General features: G+C 34.7%; 14 protein-coding genes. 11 read left to right on the plus strand and 3 right to left on the minus strand.

Going from position 1 to position 13113, the window contains the following annotated elements; translation table 11 throughout:
* Positions 1-13: 13 nt before the first annotated feature.
* The 3 genes from HYD3684_RS00855 to HYD3684_RS00865 are packed head-to-tail and all read right to left on the minus strand — an operon-like array spanning position 14 to position 3291.
* Positions 14-1219, minus strand: a complete 1206-nt coding sequence (locus HYD3684_RS00855) for a MiaB/RimO family radical SAM methylthiotransferase (RefSeq protein ID WP_015418807.1) — start codon at positions 1217-1219, stop codon at positions 14-16.
* A gap of 1 nt (position 1220) precedes the next feature.
* Complete coding sequence (metK, locus tag HYD3684_RS00860) at positions 1221-2339, minus strand: methionine adenosyltransferase (protein ID WP_015418808.1); 1119 nt, start codon at positions 2337-2339, stop codon at positions 1221-1223.
* On the minus strand, positions 2332-3291 hold the full coding sequence (locus HYD3684_RS00865) for a bifunctional phosphoglucose/phosphomannose isomerase (RefSeq protein ID WP_015418809.1): 960 nt from the start codon (positions 3289-3291) through the stop codon (positions 2332-2334). Before HYD3684_RS00865 ends, metK begins: the two co-directional genes overlap by 8 nt.
* An 84-nt stretch (positions 3292-3375) precedes the next feature.
* Here HYD3684_RS00865 and HYD3684_RS00870 point away from each other — a divergent pair, with 84 nt between their 5' ends.
* From HYD3684_RS00870 to fliF, 11 genes are all read left to right on the plus strand, one after another.
* On the plus strand, positions 3376-3657 hold the full coding sequence (locus HYD3684_RS00870; RefSeq protein WP_015418810.1) for an acylphosphatase: 282 nt from the start codon (positions 3376-3378) through the stop codon (positions 3655-3657).
* The gene (locus tag HYD3684_RS00875) at positions 3620-4681 is read left to right on the plus strand and encodes a M23 family metallopeptidase (RefSeq protein WP_015418811.1); all 1062 of its coding nucleotides are present in this window, start codon (positions 3620-3622) and stop codon (positions 4679-4681) included. Before HYD3684_RS00870 ends, HYD3684_RS00875 begins: the two co-directional genes overlap by 38 nt.
* 38 nt (positions 4682-4719) lie before the next feature.
* Entirely contained in the window at positions 4720-5244 is a 525-nt protein-coding gene (gene ppa / locus HYD3684_RS00880) for an inorganic diphosphatase (RefSeq protein WP_015418812.1), read from the plus strand.
* Positions 5241-6200 (plus strand): KpsF/GutQ family sugar-phosphate isomerase, encoded by a 960-nt coding sequence (locus HYD3684_RS00885; protein WP_015418813.1) that lies wholly within the window; start codon positions 5241-5243, stop codon positions 6198-6200. Before ppa ends, HYD3684_RS00885 begins: the two co-directional genes overlap by 4 nt.
* Complete coding sequence (locus tag HYD3684_RS00890; protein ID WP_015418814.1) at positions 6197-6760, plus strand: CDP-alcohol phosphatidyltransferase family protein; 564 nt, start codon at positions 6197-6199, stop codon at positions 6758-6760. The genes HYD3684_RS00885 and HYD3684_RS00890 overlap by 4 nt, the downstream gene beginning before the upstream one ends.
* 4 nt (positions 6761-6764) lie before the next feature.
* Positions 6765-8603: a hypothetical protein gene (locus HYD3684_RS00895; RefSeq protein WP_015418815.1), complete on the plus strand. Its 1839-nt coding sequence runs from the start codon at positions 6765-6767 to the stop codon at positions 8601-8603.
* 2 nt (positions 8604-8605) lie between these two features.
* Positions 8606-8980 (plus strand): flagellar biosynthesis protein FlgB, encoded by a 375-nt coding sequence (locus HYD3684_RS00900; protein ID WP_015418816.1) that lies wholly within the window; start codon positions 8606-8608, stop codon positions 8978-8980.
* A 152-nt stretch (positions 8981-9132) separates the two neighbouring features.
* Positions 9133-10776 (plus strand): IS200/IS605 family accessory protein TnpB-related protein, encoded by a 1644-nt coding sequence (locus HYD3684_RS00905; protein ID WP_015418818.1) that lies wholly within the window; start codon positions 9133-9135, stop codon positions 10774-10776.
* A gap of 110 nt (positions 10777-10886) precedes the next feature.
* Positions 10887-11297: a flagellar basal body rod protein FlgC gene (flgC, locus tag HYD3684_RS00910; RefSeq protein ID WP_015418819.1), complete on the plus strand. Its 411-nt coding sequence runs from the start codon at positions 10887-10889 to the stop codon at positions 11295-11297.
* 2 nt (positions 11298-11299) lie between these two features.
* The gene (gene fliE, locus HYD3684_RS00915) at positions 11300-11602 is read left to right on the plus strand and encodes a flagellar hook-basal body complex protein FliE (protein WP_015418820.1); all 303 of its coding nucleotides are present in this window, start codon (positions 11300-11302) and stop codon (positions 11600-11602) included.
* 6 nt (positions 11603-11608) lie between these two features.
* The gene (fliF, locus tag HYD3684_RS00920; RefSeq protein WP_015418821.1) at positions 11609-13108 is read left to right on the plus strand and encodes a flagellar basal-body MS-ring/collar protein FliF; all 1500 of its coding nucleotides are present in this window, start codon (positions 11609-11611) and stop codon (positions 13106-13108) included.
* Positions 13109-13113: the final 5 nt, after the last annotated feature.

Here is a 13113-nt window from a genome sequence, read left to right on the forward strand (position 1 = left end):
AATATATAAAATATCATATATCTACCAATAGATCAGTACCAATGCTTGCTATAACTTTTGCTTTTTTAATAATACCAGTCTTAGGGCTTGGGCTTTCAAGCATAGCTATACCATCTATCTCTGGGGCTTGAAAGAAAGCTCTTGCTCTATCTTTTTTCTCTATAAGTATATCTATCTCTTGCCCTACCAAAGCGCTATTTTTTTCTTCCAATATCTCTTGGGACAGATTAAACACTTCTTTGTAGCGTCTTTGTTTTTCTTCTTTTGGTATTTTATCTTCAAACTGATATGCATATGTTCCCTCTTCGTGGGAGTATTCAAAAACCCCTACAAAGTGAAAAAGTTCTTGGCTTATAAAATCTAAAAGCTCTTCAAAATCTTTTTGTTCTTCCGTTGGATAGCCCACTATAAAAGAGCTTCTTAGTATAGGTTTTTTATGCTTCATAGCGTTTATTTGCTCTAAAAGCCTAAAAACATCTTTTTTTGTATATCCTCTTCTCATGTTTTTTAAAACATTATCAGATATATGTTGAAGTGGTATATCAAAATAAGGCAATACGCTTTTTGAGTTGTCTATATAATCTATAAGGTCTTTACTTATGCTGTTTGGATAAAGATACATGAGCCTTATCCAAGGAAAATCAAGCTTTTCAAGGGCATGTAAAAGTTTTATTATGCTTTTAAAAGAGTTATCCTCTTGATAGTAAAGGGTATCTTGGGATACTATGACAAGTTCTTTTACACCCTTTTCTTTTAAATATGTTGCCTCTTGTGTAAGCTCTTCTATGGATTTTGACCTATGGTTACCTCTTATATTGGGTATAGCGCAAAAAGAACATTTCCTGTTGCATCCTTCTGCTATTTTAAGGTAAGCATAATGCTTTGTGGTAATTTGTCTTTTTGGTGTTTGTAAAAGCTCAATACCTTCTAAATCTTTTATATTTTCAAAAAATATCGCTTCTGGTATCTCTTTTTGAAGCTCTTCTTTGTATCTGTACACAAGGCACCCTGTCACAAACACTTTTTTGCCATCGTTTATGGCTTTTAGTATCTCTTCTATGGATTCTCTTTTGGCTTGTTCTATGAATCCACATGTGTTTATAACAACGGTGTCAGCTTTGTGGTAAGAGCTTATGTTTTCTTTTTTGAAAAAACCCATTATATTTTCTGAATCTACAAGGTTTTTTGGACATCCTAAATTTATAAAATTTATTTTCATATCAAGAAAAATACTCTAGTTTATCAAGCTTTTCCCATGAAAGACCTTCTTTGCCAAAGTGTCCATAGCAAGCAGTTTTTTTGTATATAGGCTTTCTAAGGTCCAAGGTTTCTATGATATCTTTTGGATACAAGCTAAAAACTTCTCTTATTCTAGATTTTATAAGGTCTACTGGTTTTGTTTCGGTGCCAAAGGTCTCTATGTCAAAACCTATGGGTTCTTTTACACCAAAAGCATAAGCTATCTGTATGAGGACTTTTTTAGCCCAACCAGCTGCCACTATGTGTTTTGCTATATACCTCGCCATATAAGAGGCAGCTCTGTCTGTTTTTGTAGGGTCTTTGCCAGAAAAAGCGCTTCCTCCTGAGAAAGATATATCGCCGTAAGCATCTGATACTATTTTTCTGCCAGTCATACCTGTATCTGCCACAGGCCCACCTATGATAAACCTACCGGCTGGGTTTATCTTTATCTTGGTTTCTTTTTTTAAAAGCTCACTGGGTATATGTTTTTTAATGATATCTTCGAAGATAAGTTCTCTTAAATGATTTAAGCTTATATCAGGATCGTGTTGTACAAACATATTTATAGAATCTATATAAAATTTGTTTTGATCTTCGTATTTGATACCCACTATCGTTTTACCATCAGGTCTTAAGAAGGGCATTATACCTTTTTTTCTAAAATCTGATGTGGTTTTTGAGATTTTATGAGCATAATAAATTGGTGCTGGTAAAAAGCTTTCCGTTTCATCGGTGGCATAACCCACCACTATGGCACTATCGCCTGCTCCTTCTGATGCTATACAAAGGGCTATCTCTGGGCTTTGCTCGTTTATAGAGCTTATAACGCCTATCAAATCTCCATCAAAACCATACTCTGGTTTTGTATATCCTACTTCTTTTATAGCTTTTTTTGATACCATTTGTAAATCTACGTATGCAGAGGAAGAGACTTCCCCTGCTATAAATACAATGTTGGAGCTAAGCAAAACGTTTATTGAGACCCTAGAAAACGGGTCTTTTCTCATGAACTCATCTAATATCTCATCGGATATGATATCTGCAAGCTTGTCCGGATGCCCTTCAAAAGGTGATTCCGCAAACCTTATCCTATCCATCTTGAAGTCTCTTTTTTACATAGGTTATTATATCTACAGGTAGCGGATCGTAGCCGTACATGTTTGCCAAATGATAGCTGGCAAAATCTCCTATGTATATATTCTTTAAAAGCCTTGAGATGTAGGAGTTTCCTTCTTCTGATATGAGTATCGGGTTAAAGCCCTTGTCTTTTAAAATGTCTATTGTCATATTTACCCTTAGGCTTACCCTTGGGTGTTCTTTTTTATCTGCTACTATAACAAACCTAAGGTATTGGTTTATGTCTGGGTTTGTATAACCTACCACTTCGTTGTGATGCATCTCTGGTATATATGCGTTGTAAGCTGGTGTTTTTGAGTTTTCGTTTATTTGGGTTTTAAACCTGTAAGCGGCTGCTTCCATAAGCGGTGTTCCATATATTATAGGCACATATCCAAACAAGCTTTTTGCTATGTCTTTTGAAACTTCCTCATAACGAGAGCTTGAAGCTTTTAGATCTTCTTTTAAGTCTAATATTTCTTCTTCTTTTCCAAAAAGCCATAAACAAGCATTAAGCATAAATCCAAGAGCATACCTCGGAGGATAACCAGTGGGTATTTTTATGTGTGGTACACCGTGCTTGTTGGACAATTCTTCTAACTTTCCGCCAGAGCTTATAGATATTATTTTCGCCCCTACTTTTATGGCTTGTTCAAATACAGATATTGTTTCTTCCGTATCGCCACTATAAGATATACATACCACAAGAGCGTCTTTGTCTACAAAAGGCAAAAGTTCATACCCTTTTATAGAGAATACGGGCTTGTTAGAACCATTTTTTATAAGGTAGGATTTCATTATTTCTCCTACAATACCAGACCCTCCCATGCCGCTAAACACAAGCATGTTGTAGCTTTGTGGCAACATGTTGCCAACATCGACTTTTTCAAAGTGGTCTCCAAAACCCCTCAACATCTCTAATGCGCTTTTCATTTTCAAATACCTCCTTAAGTAATATTTTACATCAATATATACTCATTGATAAAGATAAATTTTGTATGTTATAATGTCTTTTCAATGAAGTATATTCTAAAAGGAAAAGTTTTTGGAAGAGTTCAAAAAGTAGGTTTTAGGGCTTTTACAAAAGATATAGCGGATAGTTTGGGTATACAAGGCTATGTTAGAAACCTTGAAGATGGTACGGTAGAGTTTGAAGCTATAGGAGAGAAGGAAACTCTTGAGATGTTTTTAGAAAAGCTAAAAGAAGGCCCAAAACATGCTTTTGTCTCTGATATAAAATATAACATGGAGGTTTTTGAAGATGAAGATTATCCAAAAAGCTTTGATATTTTGTATTAGCCTTGGGCTTTTAACTTGGCAAGCTAAGGCTTATGAGTGCCATTATTACAAGATAAGAAAAGGTGACACGATAGACGGTATTGCCCATAAATTTCACGTTTATACAAAATCCATAAAAGAGGCAAACCCTTCTCTTAGGAAACATAAATTTTTATCTATAGGGCAAAAAATCTGTATCCCTTACAAACCAAAAAGACCAAAAATACCTACCATGAGCTATAAAGTAAAAAGCGGTGATACATTGTCGGTTTTGGCGAAGCGTTTTGGTACATCTGTAAGAGAGCTAAAAGAGTTAAACAACCTTCATAGGAATTTTCTAAGGGTAGGAGAGACTATAAAAGTTCCTTACAATACAAAGTATGTAGAAAGATACGAAGGCAGAAAGTACAAGCTTTATGTTATCAAAAACGGTGGTACTCTTAGAGATGTTTCAGATGTAGCCGGTGTACCGCTTAGGATACTTGAAAAATTAAATCCAGATTTAGTAGGTAAGTATCTTAGTAAGGGCACTGTTGTAAAGCTTGGTAAAAAGCGTATAACCTATAAAAAACTTATAGCAAGAGCCAAAAAGCGTTATAAAGAAAATTATCAAGCTAAACCATTACCAAGCCAACCAAACAATCTAAAAGCCCTTACTCAAGAAGAAGCTAATTCTCAATCAACGTTGCATAAACATGTAAATATACCACTACCGGTAGAAGGTCAGATACAAAGGGCCCAAAGGGGTATAAATATCGTTACCGACTGTGGAAAGCCGGTAAAAACTATAAACTCAGGCATAGTGGTTTATAGCGGTGATGATTTGGCAGCTTACGGTAATATGGCCATAGTGGATGGTGGTGGTATTATAACGGTTTATGCTTATAACCAAAAGCTTTTTGTAAAGAAAGGTCAGATGGTAAATAAAGGTCAAACTATAGGTTTGGTGGGGACAAAGCCTGGTACTTCTATTTGTGAGCTTCATTTTGAATTAAGAAGCAAAGACGGCACTCCTATAGATCCTATCACTTACTTTGGTAGATAATTTGTTATAATATACTTAAACTTTAAAGGAGGTGTACAATGGATTTAAGCAAGATAGTAAGCAAAAATCCGCCGGAGGACATCTACGCTTTCATAGAAATACCAAAGGATAGCAACATCAAGTATGAGCTTAACAAAGAAAGCGGTGTGATCTTTGTGGATAGGGTACTTTTTACCGCTATGTATTATCCTTTTAACTATGGTTTTGTGCCAAACACCTTAGCAGAGGATGGAGACCCTATAGATATAGTTGTGATATCGGAATTCTCTGTGGTACCTGGTTCTGTTATAAGATGTTCTTTAATAGGTATGCTTGAGATGGAAGATGAGGCTGGTATAGACACGAAGCTTTTGGCAGTGCCCCACAAGAAAATAGACCCAGCATTTTCTTACGTAAAAGATGTGGATGATTTACCAGCTCATATAAAGGAAAAGATAAAACACTTTTTTGAGCATTACAAAGAGCTTGAGCAGGGCAAATGGGTAAAGCTCAAAAACTTCTTATCAAAGGAAAAAGCCACAGAGGAGCTTCGAAAAGCTATAGAGCGATTTTCAAATAAATGAGCCTTGTAAAAGACACGGCCTTAGAGACCATATCAAAAGAAATAGAAGCCGTTGAAGGTTTAAAGCTTTTAATAAATGAAGATTTTGAAAAAGCTATAGATGTTATATATCGTTCTGAAGGTAAGGTTATATTGACTGGAGTTGGCAAATCTGGCCATATAGCAAGAAAAATAGCTTCTACTATGGCAAGCGTTGGTACCCCTGCGGTGTTTTTGCATCCAAACGAGGCTTTACATGGAGATCTTGGTATTATTTCAAAAGAAGATGTTGTTTTAGCATTGTCCAACAGCGGCGAGTCTGCTGAAATACTTTACATGATTCCTTATATAAAAATGATGGGATGCTTTTTAATATCTATTACAAACAATAAAAACTCTACTTTGGCAAGACAAAGCGATATATCGATAGTGCTTAACGTTGAAAAAGAAGCATGCCCTTTAAACTTGGCTCCCACATCTTCCACCACTGCCATGCTTGTACTTGGCGATGCTATGGCTATGAGTCTTTTGAGGCTTTCTGGTTTTAAAGAAGAGGATTTTGCTCTTTTGCATCCGGCTGGGTTTTTAGGCAAGAAGCTAAAGCAAGTAAAAGATGTGGGTCATTTTGGTGATGAGCTTCCTATTGTAAAAAAAGATGCAAAGATATATGAGGCCATTATAGAGATAACTCAAAAGGGCTTTGGAGCTACAGCGGTAGTGGATGAAGCTGGAAAGCTGGTGGGCATATTGACAGATGGTGATATAAGAAGGATTTTAGAAAGTAAAGTAGATATAAATACCACTAGTGTGTATGAGGTTTGCACTAAAAACCCAAAAACCATATCAAAATCTGACATATTAGCAAAAGCTCTATCTTTGATGGAAAACCACAAGATAACTGTTCTTATCATAGAAGAGAACGAAAAGCCAATAGGTATAATACACCTTCATGACATACTGAGGTCTGGTATAAATTGAACTCTTCAAATATTTTTACAATACCAAATCTTTTATCGTTTTTTAGGCTTTTAATGTCTCCATTTTTTTTATTTTTAGTAAAAGCCGATATAAAGCTAGCGTTTTTTCTATTTATTTTAGTCAGTATTACAGACGCTTTGGACGGGCTTATAGCAAGGCTTACAAACAGCGTAAGTTTTCTTGGCAAACTGCTTGATCCTATAGCCGATAAAGTTTTGATATTGTCTTTGTCTTTTGCTTTTATAAAACTAAAGTACCATATGCCAGCTATTCTTTTTAAGCTAATATTGGCTAGAGAGGTGTTTATAATTTTAGGAAGTGTTTTGTTGCTCTATCTTGGTGTAGTGCCAAAGCCCTCTTATCTTGGAAAGCTTGCCACGTTTTCTATGATGATGCTTTTTTTTGGGCTTTTCATAGAGAATATTAAGAATTACGAAATAAAATTTATAGACTTATTTTACGATGTAGTAGGTGTTTTTGTAGCGCTAAGCTTCTTTGAATATCTGAACATAGGTGTTAGAAATATGATAAACGTATTCAACCATAAAGTTTTAAAATAGATTCATGAAGCTTTTTATAAAGAAGCTTTTTATACTTTTTGTATTTATACTTGTTTTATTGGCGGCTTCTGGTATAAAATCCTTTGGCGTAAGCTCAAGTTTAAACTCTTATTTAGAGAAAAAGTTAAATCATGCCATAGAACTCATACATCTAAGGGACTACCAAGATGCTGTCTCAGAGCTTATGGACGTGTACTCTATGGCTCCAAAAAGTAAATACGGTGAGCTTTCTTATCTTTACATAGCAAAGGCCTATGCTTACGAAAACTACTACAGTGCAAATATAAAAGGTGTCCAAAACGCTATAGTTATGCTAAACATGTACCCATTTTATTATAAGGTCCCATCTTATATAGCTCTACAAAGAGAAATAATAGGTGATATATATCTTCTTTTGGGAGATTTCAACAAAGCCACTGGTGTTTTTATGGTTTTATCAAGCAAATACCCAAACGTAAACAGGTATAAGATCAAGTTAGCCTATGCGACCCTTAGAAACCACGATAAAAATGGTATAGATTATACTAAAAGCATTCAAAACAAAGATATAAAAACTCCAGAGGATACCGCTCTTTATTATTTTGATTACGCCATATACTATTTTTTGACTGGAGATTATAAAAACACTACCTTCATGCTTCATGAAGCTTCTAACTACGATAGTTTTTTATCTTATCACCCCTATTACGAGTTTCTTTATGGATACGCTTTTTATAAGTTATCAGATTGGCAAGATGCCATGTTTCACCTTGAGCTTTCAAAAAGAAGAGACATATATGGAAGGTATAAAAACAAAGTAAATTATGTACTAATGCATATTTATCTTATTACAAAAGACTATCTTGATGCTCATAGGATTTTAAAAGAATTTTTAAAGCATGACGGTGTTTTTTACAATCCAGTTGCCTATATATCCTTTAGTTCTTTATGGATGCACCCTGGTTATTTGGCCACTTACAAAATACCGTTTTATCAAAATACCTTAGATAAGCTTATGTGGCTTCATTTCCCAAGCGTTTTATCTTTATATCCGGATTTTGGCCTTCTCAATTACTACCTTGAAGGTGAACTTAATTCCGAAGAGATTCAAGATATGTTTATAGGATTTTTAAACATAAAATTTCCAAATAGACCTATAAATTTTGATGATATAAACGTATCCTTTGAAAAGCCTATAAACTATATATCAAACCTTATATCAAGAGAAAACCCCTACGATGAAACCTTTGCCTATAGGCTTTATAGCGTTTACAAAGAAGATCCATCTTTATTTGCGATGTTTTTACAACCTAGCACTTATGAGAACATCTCAAGAGTTTTTGTGTATGTAGGTGATACAAAAGGACTTGGATTTACAAACGGTATCCAAGATCAAAATATAAAGACGTTTCTACAAGGAGAGTTTTATATAGAACAAGGTGATATAAAAGATGGTGTTGCAGCTTTAAACTCAGTGCTAAACAATTTAAAAGGCGATGATAAAGAAGAGGCAGAATTTCTAATAGGCTACTATACCAACGACGATACCATATTGGATAGATTTTTATCTCATAAAAATATTTATACATCTAATAGATTAAAAGACTATGCTAAGCTTGGACTTTTAAAAGACGGCATATTAAAGTTAAACAAAAAAGATTATAAAAATGCTTTAAAATATTTTAAAACCTATATAGAGATTTACAATAAAACAAAAAACAACACATATTGGTGGGCTTTATATAAAGCTGCTTACATTAGCTACTTGCTAAAAGATAAAAATGAGTTAAAATATATATTAAGTTTGGCTAAAAATAGCCAAAACCTTTGGGCTAAGGCTGCTATTATTTTGTGGGGTGAGTAGTTATGGGGCTTTTTAACGGTGTAGATGAAGTAGTTCCTTATTTAGATTATACGTGGTTAAAACACAAGGTTATACTTAGCAATTTAGCAAATGCAGATACACCACACTACAAGGAGTTAAACGTAAGGTTTGTACCTTTTGAAAAAGAGCTAGCCCTAAAGATAACAAATCCCAAAAAACAAATTCAACCAGTACAAACAGGGCCTCATTTTGATATATTGGAAAAAGAATCTGGGCTTATAGGAAACGATAGAAACAACGTCAGTATAGAAGAGCAGATGGCACAGGCAAACGCAAATTATATAGCTTATGAGACTTATATGAAGATGATAACAGACAACATAAACGAACTAAACACAGCTATAAAAGGGCAATAAAGGAGGTAAAAACAGTTGACAAATTTATGGCAACGAGGAAGTATGAAAGAATGTAAGGAGATATATGGTTTGAGTAGAGGTACATTGATAAACTATGATAAGAAAGGATTGATAACACCTATTATATATGGGCAAAGAGGATCTAAAAAGAAATGATAACGCTGGAATGTTTACTTGAATTTGAGACCAATGAAAATAGAGATACTGTATTAGATTTAATGCGTAGGTTTTCATCAGCAATGAGATATGCATATAAAAGGTTGTTAGAAAGTGAAAAAAGAAAAGATTTAAAGAAAAATATATCAAGATTATTTAACATAAATACAAGATATTCAGATAATGCAATACTGCTGGCTAAACAAACGATAGAGATATACAAATCGCATAATAAAAATCCCAAAAAGGTTATATTTGGATCAAGAGCGTTATTTGATAAACTAAACAAGAAACACTTAACTGGAAAATCAAGAAAGAGTCTTATAAAAAAGTGGAGAGAAAAAAGGCAAGGCAATCTCTATTCAAGAGGCGATAAATCTAAACAAGGAAATCTAAATTTAAGGCTGCAGTGGATAAACGATAAGTTATATTTGAGAATAAATATAGGAGATAGACAGTACGTTTATGCAAAAGTAATTAGAACTGTAAACAGGAAGAATGATAAATGGATAGATTTTATGTTTATGCTATTGAAAGCTAAAGAATCTGGTAGTTGGTTTCCATATAGTGTTAGGTTAACATTGAAAAACGGTAATGTATATGCTTTCATATCTGTTGAAGAGAAACTACCACCTGTTGCAATCAAAAAAGATAATGGTGTTATAGGTATAGATATAAACGCTTATCCATTCCATTTAGCATTAGCAACCGCATCAAAAGATGGAAATCTGGAAAACTATCAAGCAATAAGCTTGTATGAATTATTAGATGTTAGCTCAGAGAAAAGACAATATTTAGAATGGCAAATAGCACATCAAATAATAGAAATTGCTAAGAAGGAAAACAAAGCTATTGCAATAGAAAACTTAGATAAACTACCAAAAGGTAAAAGAGGAGATGGGTTTGCTAAACTAAGACAGAAATTGCAAAAGTGGATATACAAGAGATTATTAAATAAAATAGAGATTACAGCAAGAAGAAATGGAATAGAAATTAGAAAAGTAAATCCAGCATATACATCTTTAATAGGCAAATTAAAATATGCACCGCAGTTTAACATAGACAAAGATATTGCAGCAGCATTTGTAATAGCAAGAAGAGGATTAGGATATAAGGAAAAACTACCTAAAAACTACAAAGGATTATTAAATGATAAAGATTTTCTTTTGTTTAGTGAAGCCAGTATTGAGGATAAGATCGCTAAACTTAAGAAAGAGATGAAAGAAGAGAAAAATCAATACAAAAGAAACAAATTAAAAAGCAAGCTAAGTAAATTAAGAAAAGAACTTAAAGCACTAGAAAAACATTTATCGTTTGTTATAGAAAGTGAAAAGAGTAAGTCAGTTTCTCAACAACCTGTAAACCAACGGAAGGAACAGGTGAGAGGTCTACCTATAGGTAGATACAAAAACTGGCAAATTCTTTTCACAGCCTTTACCTTTTCTTGCCTTGAGAGTTATAGAGACTTTTCTCCCTTGAAAAGGGTAATGATTTCAAGGGATTGGGTAAGGATGGCAAATAGGTTAGTTCCTGTACTTGGTGCAGGGACTATGACACTTCCAAAATACCGCCTGTTGGGGTTGGAAGTATCTGAAATGGCGGAATACAAATACCCCAACCCAAACTGTGCAGAGCAATAGTGTGCTGTAAGCATTTCTCTGAGCTATTGTGTGGCTGTGAATGTTTCTTAGATTCGAAATGCGATTGTATCGCTCTACAGTTTTGTACAGTTTGGTTGACCAGGTAAATTATGCTTGATATATTTAACGCTTTTGATGTATCTGCTTCTGGTATGTATGCAGAGCGCATCAGAATGAACACTATTGCTTCAAACCTTGCAAACTACGAATCTTACAAGACAGACGGCACTCCTTATCAAAAATTAGAGCCAGTGTTTCAAGCAGTTTACGATAAAAACATGCTTTCAGATGGTTTGGTACCGGTTAATGTTAGCGAAATTAGACAGTCAAACGGTTTTAAGCTTATATACGATCCTTCAAACCCACATGCAAACGCTCAAGGGTATGTGGAAGAACCAAATATAAACGTTACTACCGAGATGGTGGATATGATTACAGCTACACAGAGCTATCAAGCTAACCTCAGCGCTTTTAATATGACAAAGAACATAGCTCAGTTTACTATTAATAGCTGGACCTGATTATGGAAAATAAGATAACCAGTATACCGGATTTATTTGCAAACAATTCTTTAGAAAAGCCTAAAAAACAAGAAAATTCTCAAGGAGAAACCTTTTTTGATGTACTGTCAAACTTTCTAAACTATGCAAACGATGTACAGCAAACTGCCGAGGCCACTAAGAAAGCCATATTAGAAGGAGCTGATATCCCTTTGCACGATGCCGTAGTTCAGTTTGATAAAGCTGGTGTGGTGTTGAACTTGTTGGTGCAGGTAAGAAACAAGCTTTTAGATGGTTATCAAACACTCATCAACACTCAAATTTAAACATTTATGGATTTTAGAGAAATATTAAACAACTTAAAAGAGCGTTTCCAAGCTTTAAATAAGACTCAACAAATTGCGGTCTTGTCTATACCTGTAGTTTTAGCGCTCTTAACTGGGTTAATATTTTTTATCACATCAAGAGTGCATTATACCGTTTTATATGGAGATCTAAACAACAGAGATATGGCTGCCATAGTAGAACAGCTTGAAAAAAACAACGTAAAATACAAAATTACTCAAGACGGTAGGACTATATTGGTGCCAGAATCAGAAGCGAGGCAACTGAGGTTAAAATTAGCAGCTATGGGACTTCCCACCAAAGGCTATCCAGGTTTTAAGCTTTTAAACAAAATGCCACTTGGTATGACAGATTTTATGCAGCATGTAGAATATCAAAGAGCTTTGGAGCAAGAATTATCAAACACAATACTTGGATTTAGCAACATAGAAAAAGCCAAAGTAAGTTTAGCAATACCAAAACCAAGTATATTTATAACCCAAAGCCAAAAACCTTCAGCTTCGGTATTTATAGAATTAAAACCGGGGGCTTCAATCACGAGACGTCAGGTTATAGCTATAAGGAATTTGGTGGCCGCTAGTGTACCCGATTTAACCCCCAACAGAGTGACTGTGGTTGATAGCAACGGTGTGGACCTAACGGAAGAACTAAACAACCCCTCTTCCTATCTTACGAACGAACAGTTAAGGGTAAAAACAGCTTTAGAAAACTCCATAACAAAACATCTTGAACAAGTGTTGGGTCAGGCTCTTGGTTATAACAACGTTAGGGTTGCTGTGGATGTAGAACCAGATTTTTCTCAAGTGGAAACAAAATCAAAAAATTACAATCCCAACACTACAGCGATAGTTAGTCAGCAGAAAAAACAAGAAACCACCACAGGTACCAGCGTATCCGGTGTCCCAGGTACAGCCTCAAACATACCACCAATGAGTGGACTTAGACCAAACGCCAATTTTCAATCTACTAAAAAAGAAGTTACTACAAACTACGATGTTAGTGTAGAAAAAACTCATGTTGTAGATAAGACCATACGCATAAAGAGAATGAGTGTAGGCGTCATAGTAAACGCTGATCTTAAAAACGTAAATCTAAACAGCATAAGGCAATTGGTAATTGCGGCGGCTGGGGTAGACCCAAAAAGAGGTGATACTGTATCCGTCATAGCGGTACCCTTTTATAAACCTGTTGTACCGAAACCTCCTATATATGTTGTTTATGCAAAGTATGGTATAGCTGGTGTCTTGCTTCTTTTGTTGCTCGGAATACTGCTTTTTGTATTCTTAAAAACCAGAAAAAAACCAGAAGTTCAAGAATTACCAGCTGTAAGTGCAGCTATGGAAGCTTTAGAATCGCTTGAGACTGAAGAGTTGAGAGAAAAGGCTAAAGAGCTTATTACCGTTGATAAGATGATAAAAATAACCAAGGAAAATCCAGATAAGGTAGCAAAGATTATTAAACATTGGCTTACTGTAAAAAAGGCTTAGAGGTA

It is taken from the genome of Hydrogenobaculum sp. 3684, from assembly GCF_000213785.1.
Taxonomy (GTDB): Bacteria; Aquificota; Aquificia; order Aquificales; family Aquificaceae; genus Hydrogenobaculum.